The organism is Nocardioides albidus, from assembly GCF_006335005.1.
Lineage (GTDB): Bacteria > Actinomycetota > Actinomycetes > Propionibacteriales > Nocardioidaceae > Nocardioides > Nocardioides albidus.
This window is the reverse complement of the sequence record NZ_VDMP01000019.1, coordinates 35,610-62,308: the sequence shown is the minus strand read 5'-3', so window position 1 is coordinate 62,308 and position 26,699 is coordinate 35,610. Positions and strand designations below refer to the sequence as shown.

Genomic DNA, 26,699 nt, shown 5'->3' with positions numbered 1-26,699 from the left:
TCTCATCTCGTGGGATCGGCGGTTCGCCACCACCTCTGAGGCAAGGCTAGCCTTGGCTATTCAACTCTCCGGCGAAAGAGACAGACGTCTGTCATGCAGTCCATGAATCGGTTCTCGGGCCTGGCGGCCACGTCGCTCCTCGCGCTGCTGCTGTCAGGGTGCGGAGCATCCGAAGCCGTGCACGACGATCGCGAAGCCGTGCAGGGCGAGGGGAAGACGAAGTATCCGCTCACCATCGAGAACTGCGGTCGCGAGCTCACGATCGAGCGCGCTCCTCAGCGCGCCGTCTCCCTCGACCAGAACTCCACGGAGATCCTCCTGTCACTCGGACTGGAGGAGCAGATGGCCGGCACGGCGTCCTGGACCGATCCCGTCCTGCCCTCCCTCGCCGACGCGAACGAGCGAGTCCACCGCTTGGCCGACAACGCGCCGACGTACGAGGTGCTGCTCGACGCCGACCCCGACTTCGTCAGCGCGTCCTTCGGCCGCCACTACAACGAGGAGGGCGGCGTGGCCTCGCGCGACCGACTCGCGGAGACCGGTCTGGCCGCCTACCTCTCCCCCACCGACTGCGAGGACGGAGTCAGCATCAACGGCGGTGGCACCCGCACCCGGCCATTGACGGTGGACTCGCTCTACCAGGAGATCCGCGACCTGGCGGCGATCTTCGACGTGCCCGACCGCGGGGAGCAGTTGGTCGCGGAGCTCGAGGCCCGGACCGCGACCGCCCTCGAGGGTGTCGACCTGCAGGGGAAGACCGTGATGTTCTGGTTCGCCGACACCCGCACGCCCTACGTCGCCGGAGGGTTCGGCGCCCCGTCCCTGCTCGCCGACCTCACCGGCATGAAGAACGTGTACGCCGGCACCAGTCAGGACTGGCCGGCCGTCGGATGGGAGTCGGTCGTCGACAAGAGCCCGCAGGTCCTCGTGCTCGGCGACCTCAAGCGCGACCGGTTCCCCGGTGACCGCCTCGACGACAAGATCGAGTTCCTCCGGTCCGACGCGCTCACCCGCACGCTCGACGCCGTGCGCGACGACTGCTTCATCGCCCTGCACGGTGCGGAGATGAACCCCAGCATCCGGTACGTCGACGGGCTCGAGAAGATCCGGGACTGGACGCGTGACTCCGGCGGATGCGTGTCCGGTGAGCGCTGACCTCGTCGCTGAGCGACCGGTCGCCTCCACCCAGGAGGTACGCCGACCCGGCCGCCGGGTCGCTTTCGCCGTGCTGTCCGCGCTCGCCGGTGTCGTCGTCCTGCTGATCTCCGTCGGGGTGGCCGTCACCCTCGGCCCTGCGGACGTCTCGCTGGTCAATGTCCGCGACGTCATCACGAACCACCTGCACCTCACCGACATCCCCGTGCGCCTCTCCGAGGACGCGATCGTCTGGCAGGAGCGACTGCCGCGGGCCCTCGTCGCGGCCGCCTGCGGTGCGGGCCTCGGCGTGTGCGGTGCGATCCTGCAGTCGCTCCTGCGCAACCCCCTCGCCGACCCGTTCATCCTCGGCGTCTCCTCCGGCGCATCGACCGGTGCCGTCATGATCGGCCTCTTCGGCCTCGGCGGTACGGCGATCGGCCTGTCGGGAGGGGCATTCATCGGAGCGCTGGCCGCGTTCGCCTTGGTGATGCTGCTCGCCCGCTACTCCAGCGGAGGAACGGCCGCGGTCGTCCTCGCCGGTGTCGCGAGCACGCAGCTCTTCTCCGCCCTCACGTCGCTGATGATCTTCGCGTTCGCCGACTCCGACGAGACCCGCGGAGTCATGTTCTGGCTGCTCGGCTCGCTGGAGGGCGTCCGCTGGGACGACGTCACCGTCACCGTCACGGCCTCGGCCGTCGGGATCGTGGTCGCCCTGTTCTACCTGCAGGCGCTCGACGCGTTCGCGTTCGGTGAGGACCTCGCGTCGTCGCTGGGCATCGACGTCGTCCGCACCCGCGTCGTACTGCTGGTCCTGACGGCGCTGCTCACCGCGACCCTGGTCAGCGTCGCCGGCGCGATCGGCTTCGTCGGCCTGGTCCTGCCGCACGCCGCCCGACTGATGTTCGGCCAGCGCCACGCCCGGGTCATCCCGGCGTCTGCGGTCCTCGGCGCGATCTTCATGGTGTGGGTGGACGCGGTCTCCCGGGTCGCCTTCCAGCCGACGCCGTTGCCCGTGGGCGTCGGCACCGCGCTCGTCGGCGTACCGGTGTTCGTCGCACTGCTGCTGCGGCGGGGGGCCGGCGCATGACCCTCCACGCGGACCGGGTCTCCTGGCGTCGCGGCGGCGTGCTCGTCGTCGACGAGGTCACCCTCACCCCGCGGCCGGGCGAGACCGTCGGCCTGCTCGGCCCGAACGGGTCAGGGAAGTCATCCCTCCTGCGACTGCTCCAGGGCGCTGCCCGGCCCGATTCAGGCTCGGTGCTCCTCGACGGCGAGCCCATCGGAGCGCAGGGCCGACGCGCGGTCGCCAAGAAGGTCGCCGCCGTCACCCAGCACGCCGAGACCGACACCGACATCACCGTGTACGACGTCGTCCGGCTCGGCCGCACCCCGCACCGGAGCGCCTGGGGAGCGTCCAGGGACGACGACCGGGCCATCCGCGCCGCCCTCGAACGGGCTGGGCTCACCGACAAGGCCGACCGCATGTGGCGGACCCTCTCCGGCGGCGAGCGCCAGCGCGCCCACATCGCCCGCGCCCTGGCCCAGGAGCCCCGCGAGCTGCTCTTGGACGAGCCGACGAACCACCTCGACATCCGCCACCAGCTCGACCTCCTGCATCTCGTCCGCACCCTGGACGTGACCAGCATCGTGGCCATCCACGACCTGAACCTGGCCGCGATGTTCTGCGACACCGTCATCGTCCTCCATCACGGGCGTGCAGCGGCGGCCGGCCGTCCCGCAGAGGTCCTCACCCCCCAGCTGATCAGAGCTGTCTACGAGGTGGAGGCCGAGGTCAGCCACGACGACGTCACGGGCAGGATCACGATCTCGTTCGCGATGCCCTCGCGATGCGAACAGCCAGGCGGCGTCCCGATGACCGCGACCTGAGCCGGAGCGCCGTTGAGCACGACCTCGACGTGCCGGTCCGACGCCCTCAGCACTCCTCGCTCCGCCGCAGGTCGGAGCCGGCCCTCTCCAGCAGCGCCACGCACTCGACGAAGCCGCCAAACGAGAGGCCCTTGCTAGCACCAATGGAGCGCCGTGCCTGCTACAACGGCAGCGCGCAGGAGCCGCCGCAGTCTCGCGATGAGGTCGAGGACCCAACCCGAATCTTCGGAGGCGATCCACGCGGAGTCCTCGCGAAGCACCCGCTCAAGCTCCTCCGCTTCGGCAGCCATGACAACACAGACATCGAGCGGGACATGGCCTCCGTTGCCGACGTAGGCCCACTCCCCGACCAGGTTGGGGCAGATGGTGCGCGCACGCGTCGTAACGATGTCGCCGAAGCGCCGAACGCCGGACCAGTTCTGCATCCAGTCGCCGTCGTAATCGAAGCCCTCGTGCTCACACGCCGTCGCCTCCCAGCTGTTGTATGCCTCCCACAGCGACGAGTTGCCATGATCTCGAAGATCCGGATGGCCGGATTCGACATCGAGCTCGAGCTCGAACGGCGCTGGCTTCGTCAAACCGTTCTGGAAACAGCGACAGGGAACGTACGCATCAAGACCCATCGTTGCGCTCCACTCCCCATCGCACGGACAATCGCTCGGCTACTGCGTGGTTGAAGACCTCGAAGAGGACATCGATCAGGTGGTCGTAGTGCTCGCGAACCGAAACCGTTGCGCGGTCGATCCGCACGTGCGGCACCACGCCGTTCTCGCTCTCCACGCGAGTGGGCGTCACAACCCCTCGCTCGCACACCGCCTGCAGCTCGGGCGCCCGGTGCTCCGCACCACGCTCGACGCGATACCAGTCATGCATCTGGTCCGCCGCCTCTGGCGCGGCCGCATACTCACGAACGCTGGCGAGAACTTCGTCGGACTGCTCATCCGGGCCGACGGCCCGCATCACGACAAGCTCCGGGGTGCCAACGACCGCAGCTTGGACGAACTCGCTGCCGCCGTCGATGATCGACCTGAAGGGCACGCGGTGTTCGGGCGTGTCCCGCAGGAGCTTCAGCGAGCCGTACCAAAGTTCGGCCCGATCTGGGCTGGCGTGACTGACCGGAATGTGTCCCGGGAATGGAACCCGAACGACCACCACATCCCGCTTTACGTCGACGATGTCGCACACCCGAAGGCCAAGATCCACCCCCGCGAGTTCACTCAGGCACTCTGCGGCGAGGTCGGGCGAGGTGTCGTCGTGCGGCCCTCCCGAGCCAGGGCGGTCATAGATCTGGGAAATCAGGATCCGCGGCTTCCTCTCCCCCGACAGCTCGATTGCCAGGTCGTAGGCGAAGCGCCCCAAACCTCGCGGAATGGCCCACGACGCGTCGCCGACCGAGGCGCGGATCTTGCTCATGGACCGACCGTCTCAGTTGGGTCCGACAGTTCCAACGAAGATCGCAGCTGAGACTCAAGGCGCGCGGTCGGGCCCGGCGGGCCGGGCTACAACTCCCCCGCCGTGACCAGCCGATCGAGGGCGACCCCGGCGTTCGGAACTTCGAGGAGGAGCGCCCGGTCCTTGTGGACCGCGGCAACCATCGCCCGCAACCGCTGGCGGTCCTTCCTGGTGAGTTCCTCGCTTCGGAAGTCGCGGGCCGTGAGCAGCCCCGCGAGGAGGAGGAAGTCGCGCCGGTGGCGGCCGAGGCCGGCGTCGCCCGCGTTGCTGAGAGCCGCCGCCTTGCCGACGAGCGCACCAACGAGGTTGGGACGGCGTACCGACCCTTCGCGGCCAGCGACCGTGACCGCGACGGTCTCGCTGCGCCGCAGGGCTTGCGTCCCGCCGGCCGTCGGGAGGGTGGGACTTCCCGTGACTCCCGGGCGAAGGCTCGCACGCTCGCCGATGCCGTCAGGCAGGAGTACGTCGATCGAGGCGTCACCTCGGACCCAGCGATGTTGGAGTCCCTCAGCCGAGATGCCAGCCGACGTGAACCCGAGGTCGGTCAAGACCCCGGTGAACGTGGCCAACATCCTGGGGTCCGCGCGCACGTCGATCACCGTGTCTGCGTCGTTGGTCGGACGCACCGGGAACTGCCCACGCTCGGCGCAATGCAGGTGGACGAGCTGACCACCGATCAGCGTCCAGCCCTCTGCGAGCTGCTCGTGCAAGTCCAGCAGGCCCAGCCAGGAGGCGGTCTGCTCCGGCGGCATGGCCGGCAGGACGATCATCGCTCCTCGGCCTTCCACTCCAACGCCAGCTCGTGCAGCAGCTCCGCTGCCCGCGCTTCCTCGCGCGGCCCGCGATGCTCAGCGAGATCGGCAGCGAGTCGGAGCCGCGAGTCCGGGTACGGATGCTGTCCGTCAGGGATGACGTGGAGTACGACGTTCGGGTCTCGGTCTGCGTCGACCAAGAGGTAGTCCTTCACGATTCCGTCCACACCGGACTCGGCGAGGTACCCCTCGACATCTGCCGACGCGATGCCGCTGGCTCCGAGGTCGACGACCATCGCCCAGCGATCGTCAGCGCTGAGATCTCCCAGGTCAGCCGACGCCGCACGGAACGGACGCCGCTGAGCACGGTTGCGGAGCATCGATCTGAGCGACACCGCCAGCTCACGCACCGCCTCCTCGCCGACTATGGGCTCAAGGGCGGGCTCGAGCAGCCGCTTCAGCCGCATCCGGGCGCGGGCCGATGCTGCCGGCACACTCGGGTGCAGCCGGTCACGATCCTTCTCCGAAACCGCGATGACGGCCCAAGCGGACCGGTCCGAGAGCGGGCGCCCCGCTTTGCTCCGCTCCTGGATTCGCAGGAGAGAACGCTCGTCGACCACCCACTGGGATCCGATGCGCTGAGCAACCAGCGAGCCGTCAGCGATGCGCTGATGGACCCGGGACACGCTCACGCCCAGCCGCTCCGCGGCCTCTGCAACGCTGATTGCCCCCATCACACAATCCTAGAAGAGTTTCAAGGATTGTGAAACAGTCTTCGACGTCTGAAGTCCCCAAGGCCGGGTTCAAGCGGAGCCCAAGGTGAGCCTCATGGCCGGTGCTGAGGGTCCGGCACCGAGGCCCCGAATCGCATCACCGCACCTCAGAGCCGCTTCTCACCAGCAGCGCGACGCACTCGACATGATGCGTCATCGGGAACAGGTCGAAGGCCCGGAGCGACGTCAGCCGGTAGCCGTGCTCGGCGAAGATCGCGACGTCACGGGCCAGGGCGGCCGGGTCGCAGGCGACGTAGGCGACCGCGCGCGGTCCGCGGGCGACGACGTGCTCGACGACGGCGCGCTTGGCGCCGGCCCGGGGCGGGTCGAGGACGACGAGGTCGGCGTGGCCCCATTCGGCGGGCAGGCCCTCGGCGAGCACCGAGGAGACGTCGCCCGCGCGGGCGAGGACATCCGGGCAGTTGCGCTCCGACAGCGCGGACGCCGTCGGGTCGCCCTCGATCGCGGCCACCCGACCGGTCGGGCCCACGGCCTCGGACAGGAAGCGGCTGAACAGTCCGACGCCGGCATACAGGTCGAGCGCGCTCTCCCCGGGCTCTGGGTCGAGGGCCGCGAGGACGGCGCCCACGAGCGCCTCGGGGGCGCCCGGGTGGACCTGCCAGAAGCTCGCTCCCTCATCCGGCGCGGTGGCCACCTCGAAGGCTCTCCCCCGCACGTCGTACGACGGCCCGCCCGGCGCCTCGAGGAGGCACTCCTCGACGGGGACGACGTCGTGGGAGCGGTGCTTGCGCATGGCCCGACCGCCGCCGGGGAGGTCGACGTACCGCTGGCGGGTGCGCCAGCGCAGCCCGTCCTGGTCGCCGGGGACGGCCTCCACCGTGACGTCCACATCGAGCCCGGCCAGGCGGCGCAGCTGCTCACGCACCACCGCGGCCTTGAGCTCGCGCTGGGCGGGCACGGCGACATGTTGGAAGTCGCACCCGCCGCACAGGCCGGGTCCGGCGTAGGGGCACGGCGCGCTCACCCGGTCCGGCGAGGCGGTCAGGATTTCGACGGCGTCGGCGCGCCAGAACTTGTCACCCTCGGTGCCCTCGGTGATCTCCAGGATCACCCGCTCGCCGGGCAGGGCGTGGCGCACGAACACGACGCGGTCCTCGACCCGGGCGACGCAGTGTCCGCCGTGGGCGACCGGGCCGACCTCGGTCTCGAAGCGGCGGCCGACCGCCGAAGCGCCGCGGGCGGTGCGGGTGCGCGGGCGCCTGCCCTGTCCTCGCGGCCCGCGTGCGGGCGGACGGCTCACCGACGCCCGTTCCGGTCGCGGGCCCGGCCGCGGCGCAGGTCGCCGGCGTGCACCCGCTGCTCGTCGCGCTCCTCGCGCTCGAGCGCGATCTCGGAGGAGCGCAGCTGGTAGGGCACGGAGATGACCATGACACCGGGGCTGAACAGCAGGCGGCCCTTGAGCCGCAGGGCGGTCTGGTTGTGCAGGAACTGCTCCCACCAGCGGCCCACGACGTACTCCGGGATGTAGACCGCGACGACCCCGCGCGGGTTGGCGCGGCGGATCGCGGAGGCGTACTCGACGATCGGCTTGACGACCTCGCGGTACGGCGAGTGCAGCACCTTGAGCGGGATGCCGGTGTTGCGGTCGTCCCACTCCTCCAGCAGCCGCGCGGTGTCCTTCTGGTCGACCGAGACGTAGACGCCCTCGAGCGCGTTGGGCCGCGTCGCCTTCGCGAACGCCAGTGCCCGCAGGGTCGGCTTGTGCAGCTTGGAGACCAGCACGATGGCGTGCACCCGGGTGGGCAGCGCCTTGTCGGTCTCGTCGGCGGCGAGCTCGCGCTCGACGTTGTCGTAGTGCTTCTTGATCGCCTTCATCACCGCGAAGAAGAAGCCCATCGCCAGGATCGTGATCCAGGCTCCTGCCAGGAACTTCGTGATCAGCACGATCACGAGCACCACGGCCGTCAGCCCGAGCCCGAAGGTGTTGATCGCCCGCGAGCGCTGCATCCGACGGCGCTCGCCGGCGTCCTTCTCCGTGGCGAGGTGCCGCGTCCAGTGCCGGATCATGCCGAGCTGGCTGAGGTTGAAGGAGACGAAGACACCGACGATGTAGAGCTGGATCAGCTTCGTCGTCTGGGCGTCGAACAGGACGATCAGCACGATCGCCATCACGGCGAGGAACACGATGCCGTTGCTGTAGGCGAGCCGGTCGCCGCGGGCGCCGAGCGCCCGCGGGGCGAAGCCGTCGCGCGCCAGGATCGAGCCCAGCACCGGGAACCCGTTGAACGCCGTGTTGGCGGCGAGCACGAGGATGATGCCGGTCACGGTGACGACGAAGTAGAAGCCCGGCGAGAAGTGGTCGAAGACCCCGTTGGCGATCTGCGAGATCACGGGATGCTGCTGGTAGCCCTCGGGAACGGCGTCACCGCCGGCGGTGCGAAGCTGGTCGAGCGCGTGCGGGTCGACGTACCGGATCCGCATCTCGTTGGCGAGCAGGATGATGCTCATCAGCATGCTGACGGCGATCAGGCCGAGCAGCAGCAGGGTCGTCGCCGCGTTCTTGCTCTTCGGTCGCTGGAACGCCGGCACGCCGTTGGAGATCGCCTCGACACCGGTCAGCGCAGCGCATCCGGAGGAGAACGCCCGGGCGAGGAGGAAGATCAGCGCGATCTGGTTGAGGGGCCCCTCCCAGCCCTCCTCGGGGAGGATGCGCAGGTCCGCGCTCTCCGCGTCGGGTAGCGACCCGCTGAGCAGGCGGAGCAGGCCGTAGCCGCCCATGCCGAGGATCGCCGCCATGAACAGGTAGGTCGGGACGGCGAACAACGTGCCCGACTCCCGCACGCCGCGGAGGTTGAGGGCGGTCAGGATGATGACGGCGACGGAGGCGACGGTGGCCTCGTGCCCGATCAGCGACGGGATGGCGCCGGCGGCGTACTGCGCGGCGGAGGAGATCGACACCGCGACGGTGAGCACGTAGTCGACGAGCAGGGCGCTCGCGACCGTGATGCCCGCCGTACGACCGAGGTTGACCGTGGCCACCTCGTAGTCGCCGCCACCGCTGGGGTAGGCGTGCACGGTCTGCCGGTACGAGGCGACGACGGTGAACATCACCAGTGCGACGGCGAGACCGATCTTCCACGACCACGCGTACGCCGACGCACCGGCGATGCCGAGCATGATGAAGACCTCGTCCGGCGCGTAGGCCACCGAGGACAGGGCGTCGCTGGCGAAGACCGGTAGCGCGATCCGCTTGGGAAGCAGCGTCTCCCCCAGCTGGGCACTCCGCAGCTTGCGGCCGAGGAGGATGCGCTTCGATACGTCTCCGACACCCACGAGCGACAACGGTAGGGCATGGCGGCGGGCGCGGGCCCATCAGAGCGTCCGCTGCACCACCACGTCGAGGAGCATGGGCTCGCGGTGGGCGGCGAGCTGCTCGCGCGAGGCCGGGGAGGCCCACACCTTGTCGAGGGCGCCGCGGAAGGCGACGGCCGTCGCCTCGTCGTCGAAGTCGAGGTCCACCAGGACCCGCTGCGGGTCGTCGGCGGCGCGGACCACCCGGTAGGAGCGGACCCCGCGGGAGCGCCGGAAGTCCTCGTAGCGGTCGAAGACCTCCTTCCAGGAATCGAAGTCATGGACGGTGTTGTCGACGTGGAGAGTGAACATGCGACCAGCCTGCGCGCCGCCGCGGTCCCCGAACATCCCCGAGCTCGGGGGTCCGTGCGGGTCGGTCACCACTACGCTCTGCGGATGGACCTGCTCGTCCGGGTGGAGGGCGCGTGCTCCGGCGACTCGACCGACCGTCGGCTCCGCGAGCGCCTGATCGCACTGATCGGTGAGCGGCTGGCCTTCGGCGGGCACGTGTTCGCCCTGACCGACCCGGTCACCGGCGTCGCCAGCTCGCCGCATGCGACCGTCCCCATGCTGCCGTGGCCCGAGCTCCCCGGCCTGATCCGGGCCCGCTACCTCACCCCGGACCGGACGCAGTGGCACGGCGTGCTGGCACGGTTCGGGGTCACCGACACCGCCTTCGTCACCTTCGCGGACCGTCACGGCACCTGGGGGTGGCTGGAGCTGTGGCACACCGGGGGCAGGTACGACGCCCAGGACCGCGCACTGCTGGAGCGACTGGCGCCCGCCGTCACCCGCGGACTGCGCGCTGCCTCCGCCCGGACCTTCGCCGCCCGGGACGCCGGCCTGGCCCCGGTCCCGCCCGGCGTCGTCGTGCTCGGCGACGACCTCCATGTGCGCGACCAGACCGACGCGGCGGCCGAGGCGCTGCTGCACCTCCTGCCGCCCGACGAGCCGATGGCTCCCATCCCCGCGGCGGCGTACAACACCGCGGCGGCGCTGATCGCCGTCGAGGCGGGCCGCTGGCCGGGAGACCCGTCGGCGCGGGTCCACCTCGGCGGCAACCGGTGGGTGACGGTCCGGGCCGCCCGGCTCGGCGCGGACATCGCCGTCGCCATCTCCCCGTCGACGGCTGCCGAGCGCACCGACCTCTTCGCCCGCGTCCACGGGCTGTCGCCGCGCGAGACGGAGGTGCTCGACATGGCCCTGCTGGGGCTCGGCACGCCCGCCATCGCCGAGCGTCTCGTCGTCGCCCGCACCACGGCCGAGGACCACATGAAGGCCGTGCTCGCGAAGACCGGCTCGCCGAGTCGCCAGGTGCTCCTCGCGAGGGCGCTCGGAACCTGAGTCGTCGCTGCTATAGCGTGCACACGTGCATGTCGTGATCATGGGATGCGGCCGGGTCGGCTCGACCCTGGCGCGCAGCCTCGAGGACCGCAACCACACCGTGTCGATCATCGACAGCGAGCCGGACGCCTTCCGCCGGCTGGGGCCGGGGTTCAACGGCGACAAGATCCCCGGGATCGGCTTCGACCAGGAGGTCCTGGAGAAGGCCGGCATCCGGCGCGCCGACGCGTTCGCGGCGGTCTCGAGCGGCGACAACTCCAACATCATCGCGGCACGCGTCGCCCGGGAGTCCTTCGGGATCCAGCAGGTCGTCGCGCGCATCTACGACCCGGGCCGCGCGGAGGTCTACCAGCGTCTCGGGATCACGACGGTGGCGACGGTGAAGTGGACCGCCGACCAGGTCCTGCGCCGGATCCTGCCTGCCGGCGCGGAGCCCGACTTCCGCGACCCGTCGGGCACGATCCGGGTCGACCACATCCCCGCGCCCGAGGTGTGGGTGGGGGCGCGCGTGGGCCAGCTCCAGGAGCAGGCCCGCTGCCGGGTCGCCTGGATCGACCGCCTCGGCGAGGGCGTCCTGCCCGACCGCGACAGCGTCATCCAGGAGGGCGACCGCCTCCACCTGGTCACCCGGGAGCAGACCGCGGACCAGACCTACGAGGTGCTCGGCCGCGGGCCCGAGCACGAGGGCTGAGGGGAAGAGGACAGATGCGCGTCGCCATCGCCGGAGCAGGTGCGGTCGGCCGATCGATCGCCCGCGAGCTGATCGAGAACGGCCACGAGGTCCTGCTCATCGACAAGTCCCCCTCCTCCATCCGCCCGGAGCGGGTGCCGGACGCCGAGTGGCTGCTGGCCGACTCCTGCGAGCTCTCCTCGCTGGAGGAGGCACGCCTGGACCGCTGCGACGTCGTCATCGCGGCGACCGGCGACGACAAGGCCAACCTCGTGACCGCCCTGCTCGCGAAGACCGAGTTCGGCGTGCCTCGGACCGTCGGCCGGGTCAACCACCCCAACAACGAGTGGCTCTTCACCGAGGCGTGGGGGGTGGACGTCAACGTCTCGACCCCGCGCATCATGTCGGCGCTCGTCGAGGAGGCCGTGAGCGTCGGCGACCTCGTGCGGCTGTTCACCTTCCGCAAGGGCAACGCCAACCTCGTCGAGATGGTGCTACCGGCCGACTCGCCGTACGTCGGCAAGGCCTCCGGGCTGATCCCGCTGCCGGAGAACTGCGCGCTGGTCTCGATCCTGCGCGACGGCCAGGTCTACGTCCCGACGCCGGAGCAGCCGGTCGAGTCCGGCGACGAGCTGCTGTTCGTCGTGCCCGCCGAGGCCGAGGACGAGCTGGAGCGGCTGCTCGCGCCCGGGGCGCACCCCTAGTCCGCTGGTCCCCCAGTCCCCTAGTCGTCGACCGCAGGCTCGCCCGCGACAGCCTCCAGAGGCGTGGCGTTGCGGGCGAGCAGCCAGAACATCAGCGAGAACGCGGCGATCCGCAGCGCCCAGCCGAGGCCGAGCCGCAGCACCGCGATGATCGTGACGGCGAGCTCGGGCCGGATCACGTCGTGGTGGCCGAGCAGCCAGATCGGCCCCTGCAGGGCGACGCCGACGGCACCGGGCGCCATCATCACCCAGGTGAGCCGGCTGCACAGGCGGACGACCTGCTTGTTGTGGCGCCATTCGAGCGGGTCCTCGGTGCCGACGCCGAGCATGAAGCCCAGCATCGGCCAGCCCGACAGGCACGACGCCGCCAGCACGATCGTGTAGGCGCCGCTGTAGAGGATGCCGGGCAGGAAGTAGGCCAGCGCCTGGTCGGACGCGTCGCCGCCCGAGCTCTGCGCCCACCGCACGAACACCCAGCTGACGGCCAGGCCGAAGATCGCGTTGAACACGTACTGCGTGGAGGAGCGCTGGACCAGCCGGAGGACGAGGGCGATGACGGCGACGGCTCCCGCCGCGACGAGCGCCGGCCCGGTCTGCTTGGTCGGCAGCCAGATCGCGGTGAACACGACGCCGGGCAGCGCGGCCTCGATCGCCCCCCGCCGGCCACCGATGGCGCCGGCGAGCTGCCGGCGTACGAGGGCCTCGACGGTGTCGACCCCGATCGTGGTGCTCTCCGGGGAGCTCACAGCAGCTCGTATCGGGGGTTGTAGAGCATGCGAGCGCCGTCCTGCGTCCCGACCCGTCCGCTCACCTCGAGCGCGCGTCCCGGGTCGATGCCGGCGATCCGCCGCCGGCCGAGCCAGATCACGGTGACCGTCCCGGTGCCGTCGTACAGCTCCGCCTCGAGGGCGGGGACTCCGCCCCGGGGGCGCAGCGTCACCGTGCGCAGGGTGCCGCGCAGGCGCACGGGCTCGCGGTCGGGCGCCTCACCGATGCAGACCACCCCGCTGCCGCTGAAGGTCTTGCGGAGGTCGCGGGCCTCGGCCTCGTCGGGGTTCGCCCACTTGCTGATCGTGCGCCGCAGCCGGCTCTTGGTGCGCATCGTCTCGCCCGTCTCCCGTCCGTCCTGGATCAGGTCGCCGAGACGGCCCGGGGCGTCGCGCCCTCGGGCAGGGACAGGGGCAGCTGCTCGCCGACGGGCATGGCGTGCGCGCCCCGGCGTACGGCGACCTGGGCGATGGCGGCCTCCCAGGAGTCCGCCGCCTCGGGGTCGCGAGCCGGGTCGCCGAGCAGGGTGGCGCGCAGGAGCCAGCGCGGTCCGTTGATCCCGATGACCCGCGAGGTCTGGGTCCCGGTGGCGCCGTCCGCGCGGGTCATCTGCACCTCGCACACCAGCTCGGTGCCGAAGCGGCCCTCGCGCTCGGTGGCGGTGCCGCCCCGGCGGGCGGCGTCGGCGGCGATCTGGGGGCGGATCTCGCTCCACAGGTCTCCGTGGCGGGGCGCGGCGAAGGCACGGAGCTCGAGCGCCCCGGCGTTGTCGGCCAACAGGACGGCGCGCACGGCACCGGACTTCTCGTCGACCTGCACCCGCAGCTCGCGGTCGCCCGACGGCGCGACCAGCAGGGAGCCGAGGTCGAGCCGGGCGACCCCGTCGTCGGGGACGTCGTCGACGTCGAAGGGTCCGGCCGACAGGTCGATCTCGGGCTCCCCGTGGTCGCCGGTCGCGGGCTCGTCCACCGCGTCCTCGACCGCCGGGTCGGCAGCCTTGCGCCGCAGCCTCACTGTGTCCTCCTCGTCACTGCCGGAATCCTCCGGTCGAACCGTAGCCGCCGCTGCCACGCACGCTGTCCGGAAGGGCGGTCACCGGCTCGAACCGGGCCCGCTCCACCCGCTGGAGCACCAGCTGGGCGATGCGGTCCCCCCGGCGCAGCGTGATCGCCTCCACCGGGTCGTGGTTGATCAGCAGCACCTTGATCTCTCCACGGTAGCCCGCATCGACGGTTCCCGGGGTGTTCACGATGGAGAGGCCGTGCTTGGCGGCCAGACCGGAGCGGGGGTGGATCAACGCGACGTAGCCCTCGGGCAGCGCGATCGCGATCCCGGTGGGGATCAGCGCCCGCTCCCCCGGCGCGAGGTCGACGTCGACGCCGGCGACCAGGTCGGCTCCCGCGTCGCCCGGATGGGCGTAGGAGGGCAGGGGCAGCCCCGGGTCGAGCTGCTGGACAGCGATCACCAGGTCCTCGGCGCGCTCATCTCTCGGGTCGGGTCTCGGGTCGGGCACGGGTAGGACCCTAGCGACCAGGGCTTGCGGCCCGGATGGGATCATCCTCCCCGTGAGCGAGAGTGCGAGCTACCAGGAGCGGCTGAGGGTCCCGCTGCGCTGGTGGGCCCAGGGCACGATGCTCGTCGCCACGCTGTGGCTGACCCTCATCGTCGCGCTCATCGGGCACGCCGCGTGGCTGGCCTGGGCGGTCACCGGCCTGGTGCTGGTCGCGATGGCCGCCTGGCTGCGGTCCTACGGCAGTGCGCGGCTCGTGGTGTCGGACGACTGGTTCCGCGCCGGCCGGGCGCGCATCGAGATGACGTACGTCGGCGCCGCCGAGGCGCTCGACGCGGAGCGCACCCGGCGCGTCTCGGGACCCGAGGCCGACGCGCGCGCCTACCTGCTGTTGCGCCCCTATCTGCGCGAGTCGGTCAAGGTGGAGATCACCGACCCGGCCGACCCGGCGCCGTACTGGCTGGTCAGCTCACGCCACCCGCGCGCCCTGGCCGGCGCCCTCAACGCCGTCCGGACCCAGCACCAGTAGGCTCGGTCCATGGCAAAGGACAGCTCCAAGGTCTGGTCGGTCTTCTCCCTCGCCGCGGCGCTCGGCGCCGCCGCCTTGGCCAAGAAGGGGCTGGACACCAGCTGGCGGGCGGCGACGGGCAAGCAGCCGCCGGAGAACCCCGCGGACCCCGATGTCGACGTGTGGGAGGCCGTGGCCTGGGCGGCCGCGAGCGGCACCTTCGTGGCGCTCGCCAAGATGCTGGCGCAGCGCCGGGCCGCGAACTACTACCTGCGCTCGACCGGTCACCTGCCCCCGGGCCTGCGTCACGGCAACGCCTGAGCAGAAGCACACCGAGCAAAAGCACACCGAGCGCCACCCGAGACTTCGGGTGGCGCTCGGCGTCGTCAGCGGTAGCGTCAGACGCAGTCTCGACAGATCATCTTCTTCGGATCCGCCAGCTGGCTGTGGTGGTGGACCAGGAAGCAGCTCATGCAGGTGAACTCGTCGTCCTGCTTGGGCTTCACCTCGACGGCGAGCTCCTCGTGGGACAGGTCTGCCCCGGGCAGCTCGAACGACTCTGCGGCCTCGGCCTCGTCCTCGTCGACCTTGCCGGAGTTCTTGTCGTGGCGGCGCGCCTTGAGCTCTTCGATGCTCTCCTCGGACTGCTCGTCCTCGTTCTTGCGCGGTGCGTCGTAGTCAGTCGCCATGACTGGTTGCTCTCTCCCCTCAGCTGGCCGCCACCCGCACGGGAAGCGTGCGGACGGGCGCGGCAGATTGTGCACCATCGGTGCCACTTCGCGACACCCGGGTCGGTGTGCGTCGCCAGAACGGCGACCGGCGCCGTCCTATTCCCGGGCTATTCCCGGAGGAATCCTGCGGCCCGGACCGCGGCGAGGAGCTCGTCGAAGCCGTGCTCGGGGCCACACACGACGGCCTCCTGCCCGCCCGCGCCGGTCGTCACGAGCACACGGGCCCCGGCGAGCCGGGCGATGAGGCCGGCGGCGGCGTGGTCCCACAGGTGGACGCCCTCCTCGACATAGCCGTCCAGGGCGCCCTCGGCCACCCGGCACAGGTCGAGCGCGCAGGACCCGGTACGCCGGATGTCGCGGATGTGCGGGAGCAGGCGGGCCGCGGCCGCGGCCTGGATCTCCCGCACCGGACGCGTGTAGTTGAAGCCGGTGGCGACGAGCCGGTGTGCCAGGGGCGCCGGGTGGCGAACGGCCAGCGCGACGCCGTCGCGGGTGGGCGGGCCACCGGCGTGGGCGGAGTAGAGGACGTCCTTGGCGACGTCCAGGACGGCGCCCGCGACGACCTCGCCGTCGACCTCGGCGGCGATGGAGACGGCGTACTCCGGGATGCCGTAGAGGAAGTTCACCGTGCCGTCGATGGGGTCGACGACCCAACGGACCCCGCTCGTGCCGGCGACGTCGTCGCCCTCCTCCCCGAGGAAGGCGTCGCCGGGCCGACGCTCGAGCACCAGCCGGCGGATCAGCTCCTCGCAGGCCCGGTCGGCCGCGGTCACGACGTCGACGTCGCTGGACTTCGTCGCCGCCACGGACACCCCCGCGACGGCGTGCTCGCGCACCAGGACGGCGGCCGCGCGGGCGACCTCCTCGGCCAGGGCGCGCAGCTCGGCCGGGTCGCTCGCGGACGTCACGAGCGCGCCGCGCTCGCGCGCTCGCCGAGACAGCAGCCGGCCGGGCAGCAGTCGTGCGACGGTCCGCGGGCCCCGACGGCCGGACGCGGGACGTCCTCGCCCCGCTCACGGGCGGCGCGCTCCAGGACCAGCTCGCGGATCGCGGCCACGAAGGCCGGATGGGTGCCGGCGGAGGCCGCCCGCCGCGCCTCGATGCCCAGCCGCTCGGCGGTCGCCAGCGCCTCGGTGTCGAGGTCGTAGACGACCTCCATGTGGTCGGACACGAAGCCGACGGGGACGAGGACCACCGCGGGCACCCCCTCGGCGGCGAGCTCCTCGAGCCGGTCGTTGACGTCCGGCTCCAGCCACGGGACGTGCGGCGATCCCGAGCGGGAGCAGTAGACGAACTCGTGGGTCCGCGTCGCGCCCGTCGCCGCGGCGACCTGGTCGGCGACCACGGCGGCGACGTCGAGGTGCTGGGAGACGTAGGCGCCGCCGTCGGGCCCACTCGCCTCGCTCATCGAGACCGGGATCGAGTGGGTCACGAACACCAGCCGGGCCGCGTCGCGGACCTCGTCGGGGAGGTCGGCCAGCGCGGCGAGGACGCCGTCGACGTTGGCGGCCACGAAGCCGGGGTGGTTGTAGAAGGCGCGGACCTTGTCGACCTGGGGCGCGACGAGGTCCGCCGGGACGGCGGCGAGCGCGTCGGCCAGGTTGTCGCGGTACTGGCGACAGCTCGACCAGGACGAGTACGCCGAGGTGGCCAGGCAGAGCGCACGACGCACGCCGTCGCGGGCCATCTGCTCGACGGTGTCGGCGACGTAGGGCTCCCAGTTGCGGTTGCCCCAGTAGACCGGGAGGTCGAGGCCGTGCTCGGCCAGGTCCTTCTCGATCGCGGCGATGAGCGCCCGGTTCTGGTCGTTGATCGGCGAGCGGCCGCCGAACAGGTAGTAGTGCCGACCGACCTCCTCCAGCCGCTCGCGCGGGATGCCGCGTCCGCGGGTGACGTTCTCGAGGAACGGCACGACGTCCTCGGGACGCTCCGGGCCGCCGAAGGACAGCAGCAGGAGTGCGTCGTAGGGCACGGTCGGCACCGGCTCGACGGACGTGGTCGGGTGTGGATTGGGCACGCGCCCATCGTAGGGAGGACGATGGACGCAGCATGTTGCAGACCTATCGCCAGATCTTCACGCCCGCCACGGCGCTCTTCAGCCTGACCGGGCTGGTCGCCCGGCTGCCCATCTCCATGGTGGGCCTCGGCATCGTCCTGCTCGCCGAGCACGAGACCGGCTCCTACGGCTTCGCCGGCTCCGTGTCGGCCGTCGCGCTCGTCGCCAACGCCTGCTTCGCGATCGTGCAGGGCCGCCTGCTCGACCGGGCCGGACAGGGCCGCGTCCTCCCGATCGCGATCACGCTGTGGGGCGTCGGTCTCGCGCTGACGATGGGCTCGCTGTCGTGGGACTGGCCGACGTGGTCGACGTACGCCTTCGCGGTGCTCGCCGGCGCCGCGCTGCCCTCGGTCGGCACCTGCGTGCGAGCCCGCTGGTCGCATGCCCTCGCCGACCGGCCGTCCCGGCTGCACACGGCCTTCTCGTTCGAGGCCGTGGCCGACGAGACCGTGTTCCTCATGGGACCGATCGCGGTGACCCTGCTGGCGACGAGCGTGCACCCGGCCGCCGGACTGTGGGCGGCTCTGACCGTCGGTCTGGTCGGGACCTACGCCTTCGCCGCCCAGCGCCGGACCGAGCCGCCCGCCCATCCCCGCGCGGGCGACCGGACCGCGCGAGCCCCCATGCCCTGGGCCGCGATCGTGCCGCTCACCCTCGTCGGCGCCGCGCTCGGCGTCGTGTTCGGCGCCGCGGAGGTGGTGACCGTGGCCTTCGCCGACGAGCAGGGACACCAGTCCCTGGCCGGCGTGATGCTGGGGATCTGGGCCTTCGGCAGCCTCCTCGCCGGGGTCGTCTCGGGCGCCATCACGTGGCGGCGCGGACCCCTGGCCCGGCTGCGGATCGGGGCCCTCGGCATGATGCTCGCCGCGCTGCCGCTCCCCCTGGTCCCCAACCTGCCGGTGATGGCCGTCGTCCTCCTCGTCGGCGGGGTGACCGTGTCCCCCACCCTGATCGCGACGATGTCGCTGGCCGAGCGGGTGCTTCCGCCGACCCGGCTCACCGAGGGCATGGCCTTCATCCAGACCGGTCTCGGCGTCGGTCTCGCGCCCGGGGCCGCCGTCTCGGGCATCGTCATCGACGAGGCGGGCGCCTCCCCGGCGTACCTCGTCTGCGTCCTCGGCGGCGCGCTGGCCCTCGTCGGCGCGCTGCTCATCCGAGTGCCCGGATCGCCGGATAGCGTGCCTCCCCATGAGCACATCGCAGACCGCGCCGACGAGCTGGCGTAACTGGTCCGGCCTCGAGTCGGCCACCGGTCTCGAGGTCGTGCGGCCCGCCGACGCCGCCGAGGTCGCCGAGGTCGTACGAAGCGCGCGGACCGCCGGGCGCACGGTGAAGAGCGCCGGGACCGGTCACAGCTTCACCGGCATCGCGACCCCGCGGCACGTCCACCTGCTCCCGGAGCGGATGCGGGGGATCGTCGCCGTCGACCGCGACGCGATGACCGTCACGGCGCTGGCGGGCACGCAGCTCAAGGCGTTCAACGCCGAGCTGGACGATCTCGGCCTGAGCCTGCACAACATGGGCGACATCGCCGAGCAGACGCTCGCCGGCGCCATCTCCACCGGCACCCATGGCACCGGCGGGCGGGCGGCGGGACTGGCCGCGCAGGTCGTCGGACTCGAACTCGTCACCGGCACCGGCGAGACGGTGCGCGCCTCGGCCACCGAGAACGCCGACGTCCTCGACCTGGCCCGCGTCGGCCTGGGCGCGCTGGGCGTGCTGACCACGATCACCTTCGCCGTGGAGCCGCTGTTCCTGCTCCGCGCCGAGGAGCGGCCGATGACGTGGACCGACGCGCTCGCGGCCTTCGACGACCTCACCGCCGAGCACGACCACGTGGACATGTACTGGTTCCCCCACTCCGACCGGATGCTGACCAAGCGCAACCCCCGGGCGGGCACCGACTTGTCGGCGGCCGAGCCGCTGCCGCGCTGGCGGGCCTGGCTCGACGACGACCTGCTGTCCAACGCCGTCTTCGGCGCGCAGACCGCCGCCCTCAACGCGTTCCCCCGCGCGATCCCCGCCGCCAACCGGTTCGCCTCACGCCTGCTCGGCCCGAGGACGTACACGGACATCGCGCACCGTGTCTTCACCACCGAGCGACGCGTGGTGTTCCGGGAGATGGAGTACGCCGTCCCGCGCGAGACGGGCCTCGAGGTGCTGCGCGAGTGCCGCACCGCGTTCGAGCGGTCGGGACTCACCGTGTCCTTCCCGGTCGAGATCCGGGTCGCACCCGCCGACGACGTGCCGCTGTCGACGTCCTACGAGCGAGATTCGCTCTACCTCGCCTTCCACACCCACCGGCGAGCCGACCACCGCGCCTACTTCGCCCTGATGGAGCCGATCATGCGCGCGCACGCGGGTCGCCCGCACTGGGGCAAGGTGCACACGCTCGCAGCGGACGATCTCGCCGGGCTCTACCCGCGGCTCGGCGACTTCCTCACGCTGCGCGAGCGGCTCGACCCCGACCGGGTCTTCGCCAACGCCTACCTCGAGCGGGTGCTCGGTGCCTGATCCGCAGCCTCCCCGGCGACCCGACTGTCCCTGCGGCTCCGGGCAGACCTACGACGAGTGCTGCCGCCGCTACCACCGCACGCCCGGGTCCGCGCCCACGGCGGAGGCGCTGATGCGCTCGCGCTACTCGGCGAACGTCAAGGGCCTCGCGTCGTACCTCCTGCACACCTGGCACCCGGCCACCCAGCCGCCCTCGCTCCGCCTCGACGACCGGATCACCTGGACCGGGCTCGAGGTGCTGGCCACCCAGGCGGGCGGACCGGACGAGCGCCGCGGGATGGTCGAGTTCGTGGCCCGGTTCACCCGCGACGGCGTGCCCGGGTCGCTGCACGAGATCAGCCGCTTCCGCAGGCAGGGCGACACCTGGCTCTACGTGCGCGGGCGGGCCCGGTGGAGGGCGTAGGCTCGAGCGATAACCTCAGCAGACGAACGAGCACAGGCACACGACCCGAGGGCACGATGACCGACACGGCGGACCAGGGCGGCACCGACCGCCCCGTGCGCCTGTCCCTCGCCACCGGCCAGTCCGCGGCGGCCGACCGTCGGCGCCTGCTCCTCGTGGACGACCAGGGCAGTGAGTTCACCCTCGACATCACACCCGACCTGCGCGCAGCCGTGCGCGGCGACTCACCGCGTCGAATGGAGACACCGATGAGCAGCAGCATCCGGCCCCGCGAGATCCAGATCCGGATCCGGTCCGGCGAGACCGCGGAGGCAGTGGCCGAGGCCGCCGGCACGACCGTCGAGGCGATCATGCCCTACGTCGCGCCCGTGCTCGCCGAGCGCGAGCACATCGCCGGGCGGGCACAGAAGGCGTCGGTACGCCGCACGCCGGGCGAGGCCGGCGGCGGGCCGAGCGGCACGCAGAGCCGGGTCCTCGGCGACGCGGTGGCCGCCCACCTGCGCGGGCGCGGCGTCGACCCCGAGGCGGTCGCCTGGGACGCCTACCGGCGCGACACCGGGCGCTGGGTGCTGACGGGGACCTTCGAGACCTCCGAGCGCGGAGGCGTCGCGCGCTTCACCTACGACGCGCCCGGCAACTACGTCCTCTCCGACAACGACGACGCCCGCTGGCTGATCGGCGAGGTGCTCGCGCCCAGCGCGCCGCCCACCCGCGACGACCTCCAGCAGGTGCGCGAGCGCCGGCTGGCCGCCGTACCCGAGGAGCTGCCGCTCGGCGAGCTCGGCGACCTCGGCGGACCGGCCCCCGAGACGGTCGCCGACGCCACTGCAGACCGCTCTGTCGATCTCTCCGTCGACCAGGCCCTCGACCTCGTGGCCGGCGAGGCCGCGGAGCCGCTCGCGGCTCGCCCCGCCGAGAGGACCGCCGAGAGGACCGGCGAGAGCGCCGAGGAGCCGGACGACGCGAGCGAGCGCGACGAGGCCGCCGAGGCGGCGCGGGCCGAGGCGGAGCGCGCCAAGCACCGCCGGCCGGTGCAGAAGAAGCGCGGCCGGGCCTCGGTGCCCAGCTGGGACGAGATCATGTTCGGCGGCGGCGACCAGTAGCGCCCCGGCCGCCCGGCGGGCCTGTGAGGGACATCTCGTTACCGGCAAGTAACCGAGTCTCCCGTGGTCCCGCAAAAGCGCGTAGCGTGCGCGCATGTCCTACTTCGTCACCGGCGCCACCGGCTTCATCGGGCGCTTCCTCATCGATGAGCTGATCGACCACCGCGAGGGTCCGATCTACGTCCTGTGCCGCGCCTCGTCGCTGGGCCGCATGGAGGCGCTGATCCGCCAGTGGGGCTCCGACCGGGTGCAGCCCGTCGTCGGCGACCTCGGCCAGCCCGGACTCGGTGTCGACGAGGCCTGGGTCGGCGAGCACGCCGGCACGATCGACCACTTCTTCCACCTCGCCGCGATCTACGACATCACCGCGGACGACGCGACGAACGACGCGATGAACATCGAGGGCACCCGCAACGCGCTCTCCCTCGCCGAGGCGCTGAGCGCGGGCTGCTTCCACCAGGTGTCCTCGGTGGCGGCGGCGGGCGACTACCACGGCCGGTTCGACGAGACGATGTTCGAGGAGGGCCAGCCGCTGCCCTCGCCGTACCACCGGACGAAGTACGAGTCGGAGAAGATCGTGCGCGACCAGGCGGCCGTGCCGTGGCGCGTCTACCGTCCCGCGATCGTGGTCGGCCACTCGGAGACCGGCGCGATGGACAAGATCGACGGCCCCTACTACCTGTTCCCCTTGATCAAGCGACTGCGTGACTCGCTGCCCGCATGGCTGCCGCTGGTGGGCCTCGACCTCGGCGACACCAACGTGGTGCCCGTCGACTACGTGGCGAAGGCGATGGACCACCTCGCGCACCTGCCCGGCCGCGACGGCGAGGCGTTCCACCTCGTCAACCCCGAGCCGCAGCCGGTCATCGACATGATCAACGCGTTCTGCGCGGCGGCCGGCGCTCCCCGGTTCGCCACCCCGGTCGGTCGCGGCATGACCACCGCCGGGCCCTTCGGGATGCTCCCGGCCCGGCTGCGTCCGCTGAACCTGATGACGTCGGTCATCCGGACCGCCCCTGCCCAGCTGATCCTCGAGCAGACCGTCGGCCGCCTCGGTCTGCCCGCCGAGGCGCTGGCGCACACGTCGTTCCCGTCGGTCTTCGACTCGCGGATCACCGAGAAGGCGCTGGCCGGCTCGGGGATCAGCGTGCCCCCGTTGGAGTCCTACGTGCGCACCCTGTGGGGCTACTGGGAGGAGAACCTCGACGACACCACCGGGCGCGACCCGAAGGCCGTGGCCGCGCTCAAGGACAAGTACGTCGTCATCACCGGCGCCTCGTCCGGCATCGGTCAGGTCGTGGCGCTCAAGGTCGCCCAGGCAGGCGGCATCCCGGTGCTCGTGGCGCGCGGCAAGGAGAAGCTCGAGGCCACCCGGGCCACGATCGAGCAGCGCGGCGGGCGCGCCGAGGTGTTCGCGTGCGACCTGTCCGACCTCGAGGCCATCGACCGCCTCTGCGAGCGGCTGAGCACCGAGCTCCCGAGCGTCGACTACGTCGTCAACAACGCCGGGCGCTCGATCCGTCGCTCGCTCAAGCTGTCCCAGGACCGCTTCCACGACTTCGAGCGCACCATGCAGCTCAACTACTTCGGGGCGATCCGGCTGGTGATGGGCCTGATGCCGCGGCTGCACGAGCAGCGCTCGGGCCACATCGTCAACATCTCCTCGATCGGCGTGCAGACCAACCCGCCGCGGTTCTCGGCGTACGTCGCGTCGAAGGCCGCGCTCGACGCGTGGAGCAACGTGGTGTCCTCGGAGGTCGTCGGGCACGGGATCAGCTTCACCAACGTGCACATGCCGCTCGTGCGGACGCCGATGATCGCGCCCACCAAGATCTACGACAAGTTCCCCACGATCTCCCCGGCCCAGGCCGCCGACGTGGTGATCAAGGCGATGGTCGACAAGCCGCACGAGATCAACACCGCGCTCGGCACCGCCGGCGAGCTGGCGCACACGATCGCGCCGCGCACGGCGTTCCGGGTCCTCAACCTGGCCTACCAGGTGTTCCCCGACTCCGCCGCCGCCAAGGGCCACAAGCCGCCGTCACAGGCGGCCGCCGCCGCCGAGGAGGCGCCGGACGCCAACCGCCGCGAGACCGAGCAGATGCTGATGGCTCAGCTGTTCAGGGGCGTGCACTGGTAGCCACCGGACGCGACGGGTCGGCGACCCACTCGCTCCAGCTGCCCGGGTAGAGGGCCGCGGCGACCCCGGCGAGCTCCAATGCGAGCACGTCGTGGGCCGCGGTCACCCCGGACCCGCAGTAGACCGCCACGTCGGCGCCGGGGACGGCGCCGACCTCGGCGTACGTCGCCGCCAGCGCGGCCGGGTCGCGGAACCTGCCGCGCTCGTCGAGGTTGCGGCTGGTCGGCACGTTGACGGCGCCCGGGATGTGGCCGGCGACCGGGTCGACGGGCTCGATCTCGCCGCGATAGCGCTCAGCGGCCCGCGCGTCGACGATCACTCCGGCCCGAAGTGCCGTGGTCACGTCGACCACGGGCATCGCCCCGGGCGCCGTGGTCAGGTCGCCGGGCTCGGGCCGCCGTCCCGGACCGGTCTCGACCTCGCCGCCCGCCTCTCGCCAGGCGCTCCAGCCGCCGTCGAGCACGCGCACGTCGTCGTGCCCGTGGTAGCGCAGCAGCCACCAGCAGCGCGCCGCCGCGTGCCCGGACCAGTCGTCGTAGGCCACGACCGGCCGGTCGCCGCGCACGCCGGCGGCGCGCATGGCGGCCTCGAAGACAGAGGTCTCGGGCAGCGGGTGGCGGCCGCGCTCCCCCGGGGCCGCGGCGAGGGCCCGGTCCAGGTCGACGTACGACGCCCCGGGGACGTGGCCCGCGACGAACTCCTCGAATCCGGCCGGCGCGCCCATCCGGTAGCGGACGTCGAGGACGGTCACCTCCTCCAGGCTGTCGCGGAGCTCCTCGACGCTGATCAGGCCCGACCTCATGGATCGAGGCTAGACCAGCGCTGGACGGGACTGGACGGGGCTGGAGGTGGCTGGAGGTGGGGGCCTTGTGGAGGACGTCCCCGCGTCGGCCGGCGATCGGGCAGGCTCACCGCATGATCCGCGAGCCGGTACCGACCATGCTCGAGCGCGTGCTCCTGCGCGCGGTCCGCGAGCACGCCGCCACCGAGGGACGGTGCCAGCTGCGCCCGGCCCTCCACGTCGGGATCCCGGGGGCGGAGGTCCGCTCCTTCCCGATCCTCGCCGAGGAGCCGCTCGACCTGGCCCTGCGCACGGAGGTGCTCGAGGCGATGTGCCGCGACCACCTCGCCCGCGACGTCGTCCCTCTGGTCTGGCTGACCCGGACCCCCGAGGGGCACGACGCCGAGGACCTGGCCTGGGCCGCTGCCGTCGGCTGTGCGGGTCCCGAGCTGGGGGTGCGCCTGGACCTGGTCGTGGTGACCCGGAGGTCCTGGCACGACCCGCGCTCCGGGGTGGGGCGGCGGTGGACCCGCCTGCGGCGCCGAGACCCGTGAGGCGGTCGGTCAGGTCCAGGTGTGCACGGGCGCGTTGTCGTGCATCCGCTGACGGTAGTCGGCGAGCGCGGCGCGCAGGGCGTCGTAGCGGTCGACATCGCCCTCGGCCTGCACCCGGCGGGTGAACCAGTCGGAGGCGTTGGTGCCGGCCAGGCAGCGCTGCTCGATGATGTCGAGGTAGCGGTGCGCCTCGTCCTCCGCGACGCCCCAGGCCGCCAGGCCCTCGTGGGCGAGGGGCAGCAGCCGCCGGACCACCAGCTCGGTCGCCCGGACCCTGCCGAGCTGGGGCCAGTAGACCTCCGCGTCGATGCCGTGGCGGGCGGCGCTGTGGAAGTTCTCCTCCGCGGCACTGAACGACATCTGCGACCACAGCGGCCGGTCGTTGTCGGCGAGTGCCCGGACCAGCCCGAAGTAGAAGGCTGCGTTGGCGACCGTGTCGACGACCGTCGGCCCGGCGGCGAGGATGCGGTTCTCCACCCGCAGGTGCGGCAGGCCGCCGGTGATGTCGTAGACCGGCCGGTTCCAGCGGTAGATGGTGCCGTTGTGCAGGCGCAGCTCGGACAGGTTCGGCGTCCCGCCCGCCTCGAGGACCGTGAGCGGGTCCTCCTCGTCGATCACCGGCAGCAGCGGCGGGAAGTAGCGGACGTTCTCCTCGAACAGGTCGAAGACCGAGGTGATCCAGCGCTCGCCGAACCACACCCGGGGGCGCACCCCTTGGGCCTTGAGCTCCTCGCCACGGGTGTCGGTCGCCTGCTCGAACAGCGGGATCCGCGTCTCGGACCACAGCTGCTTGCCCAGCAGGTAGGGCGAGTTGGCCGCGACGGCGAGCTGGATGCCGGCGATCGCCTGCGAGGCGTTCCAGTACGACGCGAACTGGTCCGGGCTGACCTGAACGTGGAACTGGGTGCTGGTGCAGGCAGCCTCCGGCATGATCGTGTCGACCGTCGTGTTGAGCCGCTCCACGCCGCGGATGTCGATGTTGATGTCCTCGCCGCGTGCCCGCAGGATCTGTTCGCTCAGCAGCCGGTAGCGCGGATTCTCGCTGATCACCTCGGCCTGCAGGTGCTCGGGCGCGAGTGTCGGGAGGATGCCGATCATCACGAGGTGGGCGCCGAGCGGGGCGGCGCGCTCCTCGGCGTGGTTGAGGCTGGCCCGCAACTGCTTCTCGTAGCCCTCCAGGCCACCGCCGGCCAACGGGCCCGGAGGCATGTTGAGCTCGATGTTGAACTGTCCGAGCTCGGTCTGGAAGTCGGGGTCCTCGATCGCCGCGAGCACCTCGGTGTTGCGCAGGGCCGGGTCGCCGGCCCCGTCGACCAGGTTGAGCTCCACCTCCAGCCCGGTCCACGGATCGTCGGTGTCGAAGGCCGACTCGCGCAGCATCCGCTCGAAGACGTCGAGACAGCGACGGACCTTCTCCCGGTAGCGGGTCCGGTCGGCGGGGCTGAACTCCTGGGCAGCGACATCGTCTCCCATGCACCGACCTTAGAAGGCCGACGGTGGGTCTGGCAGCCCCCTGTCCCACGGGAATCCTCCTTCCCACTCCTGCGGAGGCACGGCGCCCTGGAGCAGCGAGCCGAGCGTCTGCGCCAGCCCGTGGCCC

Annotated in this window: 30 protein-coding genes; 14 read left to right on the top strand and 16 right to left on the bottom strand. The window is 71.9% G+C overall.

Translation table 11 applies throughout. The features are described from left to right. Positions 1–102: 102 nt before the first annotated feature. Genes FHP29_RS06210 through FHP29_RS06200 form a run of 3 tightly spaced genes read left to right on the top strand, consistent with a single transcriptional unit; the run spans position 103 to position 3,024 of the window. Positions 103–1,155, top strand: coding sequence for an ABC transporter substrate-binding protein (locus tag FHP29_RS06210; RefSeq protein ID WP_205013917.1), 1,053 nt, complete (start codon positions 103–105; stop codon positions 1,153–1,155). Further along, complete coding sequence (locus FHP29_RS06205) at positions 1,145–2,224, top strand: FecCD family ABC transporter permease (protein ID WP_205013915.1); 1,080 nt, start codon at positions 1,145–1,147, stop codon at positions 2,222–2,224. The genes FHP29_RS06210 and FHP29_RS06205 overlap by 11 nt, the downstream gene beginning before the upstream one ends. Next, the gene (locus FHP29_RS06200; protein WP_139621987.1) at positions 2,221–3,024 is read left to right on the top strand and encodes an ABC transporter ATP-binding protein; all 804 of its coding nucleotides are present in this window, start codon (positions 2,221–2,223) and stop codon (positions 3,022–3,024) included. The genes FHP29_RS06205 and FHP29_RS06200 overlap by 4 nt, the downstream gene beginning before the upstream one ends. A 134-nt stretch (positions 3,025–3,158) precedes the next feature. On the opposite strand, the gene FHP29_RS06195 is transcribed toward FHP29_RS06200, so the two are convergent. The 7 genes from FHP29_RS06195 to FHP29_RS06165 all read right to left on the bottom strand — a co-directional run bounded on the left by FHP29_RS06195 (position 3,159) and on the right by FHP29_RS06165 (position 9,625). Continuing rightward, positions 3,159–3,647 (bottom strand): hypothetical protein, encoded by a 489-nt coding sequence (locus tag FHP29_RS06195; protein ID WP_139621986.1) that lies wholly within the window; start codon positions 3,645–3,647, stop codon positions 3,159–3,161. Beyond that, positions 3,637–4,437 carry a hypothetical protein gene (locus FHP29_RS06190; protein ID WP_139621984.1) on the bottom strand — a complete coding sequence of 267 codons (801 nt, stop codon included), beginning with the start codon at positions 4,435–4,437 and terminating at the stop codon, positions 3,637–3,639. The genes FHP29_RS06195 and FHP29_RS06190 overlap by 11 nt, the downstream gene beginning before the upstream one ends. An 86-nt stretch (positions 4,438–4,523) precedes the next feature. Further along, positions 4,524–5,246 carry a hypothetical protein gene (locus tag FHP29_RS06185; RefSeq protein ID WP_139621983.1) on the bottom strand — a complete coding sequence of 241 codons (723 nt, stop codon included), beginning with the start codon at positions 5,244–5,246 and terminating at the stop codon, positions 4,524–4,526. Then, the gene (locus FHP29_RS06180) at positions 5,243–5,962 is read right to left on the bottom strand and encodes a helix-turn-helix domain-containing protein (RefSeq protein WP_139621982.1); all 720 of its coding nucleotides are present in this window, start codon (positions 5,960–5,962) and stop codon (positions 5,243–5,245) included. Before FHP29_RS06180 ends, FHP29_RS06185 begins: the two co-directional genes overlap by 4 nt. 136 nt (positions 5,963–6,098) lie before the next feature. Then, positions 6,099–7,262 (bottom strand): class I SAM-dependent RNA methyltransferase, encoded by a 1,164-nt coding sequence (locus FHP29_RS06175; protein ID WP_139621980.1) that lies wholly within the window; start codon positions 7,260–7,262, stop codon positions 6,099–6,101. Next, entirely contained in the window at positions 7,259–9,295 is a 2,037-nt protein-coding gene (locus FHP29_RS06170; protein ID WP_139621979.1) for an APC family permease, read from the bottom strand. The genes FHP29_RS06175 and FHP29_RS06170 overlap by 4 nt, the downstream gene beginning before the upstream one ends. A 39-nt stretch (positions 9,296–9,334) precedes the next feature. Then, complete coding sequence (locus FHP29_RS06165) at positions 9,335–9,625, bottom strand: hypothetical protein (RefSeq protein WP_139621978.1); 291 nt, start codon at positions 9,623–9,625, stop codon at positions 9,335–9,337. An 84-nt stretch (positions 9,626–9,709) separates the two neighbouring features. Here FHP29_RS06165 and FHP29_RS06160 point away from each other — a divergent pair, with 84 nt between their 5' ends. From FHP29_RS06160 to FHP29_RS06150, 3 genes are read left to right on the top strand one after another with little or no spacing between them, the layout of a single operon-like run. Further along, positions 9,710–10,657: a helix-turn-helix domain-containing protein gene (locus FHP29_RS06160; protein WP_139621977.1), complete on the top strand. Its 948-nt coding sequence runs from the start codon at positions 9,710–9,712 to the stop codon at positions 10,655–10,657. A 40-nt stretch (positions 10,658–10,697) separates the two neighbouring features. After that, complete coding sequence (locus FHP29_RS06155; RefSeq protein ID WP_420813391.1) at positions 10,698–11,348, top strand: potassium channel family protein; 651 nt, start codon at positions 10,698–10,700, stop codon at positions 11,346–11,348. A gap of 14 nt (positions 11,349–11,362) precedes the next feature. Then, positions 11,363–12,031 (top strand): potassium channel family protein, encoded by a 669-nt coding sequence (locus FHP29_RS06150; RefSeq protein ID WP_139621975.1) that lies wholly within the window; start codon positions 11,363–11,365, stop codon positions 12,029–12,031. Between the two features lie 20 nt (positions 12,032–12,051). On the opposite strand, the gene FHP29_RS06145 is transcribed toward FHP29_RS06150, so the two are convergent. From FHP29_RS06145 to dut, 4 genes are read right to left on the bottom strand one after another with little or no spacing between them, the layout of a single operon-like run. Continuing rightward, positions 12,052–12,777, bottom strand: a complete 726-nt coding sequence (locus FHP29_RS06145; RefSeq protein ID WP_158296492.1) for a DUF3159 domain-containing protein — start codon at positions 12,775–12,777, stop codon at positions 12,052–12,054. Continuing rightward, entirely contained in the window at positions 12,774–13,133 is a 360-nt protein-coding gene (locus FHP29_RS06140; protein ID WP_139621973.1) for an OB-fold nucleic acid binding domain-containing protein, read from the bottom strand. Before FHP29_RS06140 ends, FHP29_RS06145 begins: the two co-directional genes overlap by 4 nt. Positions 13,134–13,162: 29 nt before the next feature. Beyond that, positions 13,163–13,813, bottom strand: coding sequence for a DUF3710 domain-containing protein (locus tag FHP29_RS06135; RefSeq protein ID WP_240044343.1), 651 nt, complete (start codon positions 13,811–13,813; stop codon positions 13,163–13,165). Between the two features lie 13 nt (positions 13,814–13,826). Continuing rightward, complete coding sequence (gene dut / locus FHP29_RS06130; protein WP_240044359.1) at positions 13,827–14,228, bottom strand: dUTP diphosphatase; 402 nt, start codon at positions 14,226–14,228, stop codon at positions 13,827–13,829. A gap of 136 nt (positions 14,229–14,364) precedes the next feature. Between dut and FHP29_RS06125 the strand changes: the two genes are divergently transcribed. Then, entirely contained in the window at positions 14,365–14,838 is a 474-nt protein-coding gene (locus FHP29_RS06125) for a DUF3093 domain-containing protein (RefSeq protein ID WP_139621971.1), read from the top strand. A 9-nt stretch (positions 14,839–14,847) separates the two neighbouring features. Then, positions 14,848–15,138, top strand: a complete 291-nt coding sequence (locus tag FHP29_RS06120) for a DUF4235 domain-containing protein (protein WP_139621970.1) — start codon at positions 14,848–14,850, stop codon at positions 15,136–15,138. A 77-nt stretch (positions 15,139–15,215) separates the two neighbouring features. Here the strand turns inward: FHP29_RS06120 and FHP29_RS06115 are convergent, their stop codons facing one another. The 3 genes from FHP29_RS06115 to FHP29_RS06105 all read right to left on the bottom strand — a co-directional run bounded on the left by FHP29_RS06115 (position 15,216) and on the right by FHP29_RS06105 (position 17,565). Further along, a complete protein-coding gene (locus FHP29_RS06115) occupies positions 15,216–15,506 on the bottom strand; it encodes a DUF4193 domain-containing protein (RefSeq protein WP_139621969.1) in 291 nt (96 codons plus the stop codon). A 149-nt stretch (positions 15,507–15,655) separates the two neighbouring features. Beyond that, complete coding sequence (locus tag FHP29_RS06110) at positions 15,656–16,456, bottom strand: inositol monophosphatase family protein (protein ID WP_139621968.1); 801 nt, start codon at positions 16,454–16,456, stop codon at positions 15,656–15,658. Continuing rightward, complete coding sequence (locus FHP29_RS06105) at positions 16,453–17,565, bottom strand: ferrochelatase (protein WP_240044342.1); 1,113 nt, start codon at positions 17,563–17,565, stop codon at positions 16,453–16,455. Before FHP29_RS06105 ends, FHP29_RS06110 begins: the two co-directional genes overlap by 4 nt. Positions 17,566–17,597: 32 nt before the next feature. Between FHP29_RS06105 and FHP29_RS06100 the strand changes: the two genes are divergently transcribed. The 5 genes from FHP29_RS06100 to FHP29_RS06080 all read left to right on the top strand — a co-directional run bounded on the left by FHP29_RS06100 (position 17,598) and on the right by FHP29_RS06080 (position 23,764). Then, positions 17,598–18,830 carry an MFS transporter gene (locus tag FHP29_RS06100; protein WP_139621967.1) on the top strand — a complete coding sequence of 411 codons (1,233 nt, stop codon included), beginning with the start codon at positions 17,598–17,600 and terminating at the stop codon, positions 18,828–18,830. Then, positions 18,793–20,118 (top strand): D-arabinono-1,4-lactone oxidase, encoded by a 1,326-nt coding sequence (locus FHP29_RS06095; RefSeq protein ID WP_139621966.1) that lies wholly within the window; start codon positions 18,793–18,795, stop codon positions 20,116–20,118. The genes FHP29_RS06100 and FHP29_RS06095 overlap by 38 nt, the downstream gene beginning before the upstream one ends. Then, a complete protein-coding gene (locus FHP29_RS06090; protein WP_139621965.1) occupies positions 20,111–20,521 on the top strand; it encodes a YchJ family protein in 411 nt (136 codons plus the stop codon). The genes FHP29_RS06095 and FHP29_RS06090 overlap by 8 nt, the downstream gene beginning before the upstream one ends. 56 nt (positions 20,522–20,577) lie before the next feature. Further along, on the top strand, positions 20,578–21,624 hold the full coding sequence (gene sepH / locus FHP29_RS06085) for a septation protein SepH (RefSeq protein ID WP_139621964.1): 1,047 nt from the start codon (positions 20,578–20,580) through the stop codon (positions 21,622–21,624). A 94-nt stretch (positions 21,625–21,718) separates the two neighbouring features. Continuing rightward, positions 21,719–23,764, top strand: coding sequence for an SDR family oxidoreductase (locus FHP29_RS06080; RefSeq protein WP_139621963.1), 2,046 nt, complete (start codon positions 21,719–21,721; stop codon positions 23,762–23,764). Here FHP29_RS06080 and FHP29_RS06075 read toward each other — a convergent pair. Next, the gene (locus tag FHP29_RS06075; protein WP_139621962.1) at positions 23,745–24,566 is read right to left on the bottom strand and encodes a sulfurtransferase; all 822 of its coding nucleotides are present in this window, start codon (positions 24,564–24,566) and stop codon (positions 23,745–23,747) included. The two genes, FHP29_RS06080 and FHP29_RS06075, sit on opposite strands and share 20 nt — an antisense overlap. Positions 24,567–24,679: 113 nt before the next feature. On the opposite strand from FHP29_RS06075, the gene FHP29_RS06070 reads away from it, so the two are divergent. Further along, on the top strand, positions 24,680–25,099 hold the full coding sequence (locus FHP29_RS06070) for a hypothetical protein (RefSeq protein WP_139621961.1): 420 nt from the start codon (positions 24,680–24,682) through the stop codon (positions 25,097–25,099). A gap of 9 nt (positions 25,100–25,108) precedes the next feature. On the opposite strand, the gene FHP29_RS06065 is transcribed toward FHP29_RS06070, so the two are convergent. Further along, a complete protein-coding gene (locus FHP29_RS06065; protein WP_139621960.1) occupies positions 25,109–26,572 on the bottom strand; it encodes a glutamate-cysteine ligase family protein in 1,464 nt (487 codons plus the stop codon). Positions 26,573–26,699 lie beyond the last annotated feature (127 nt).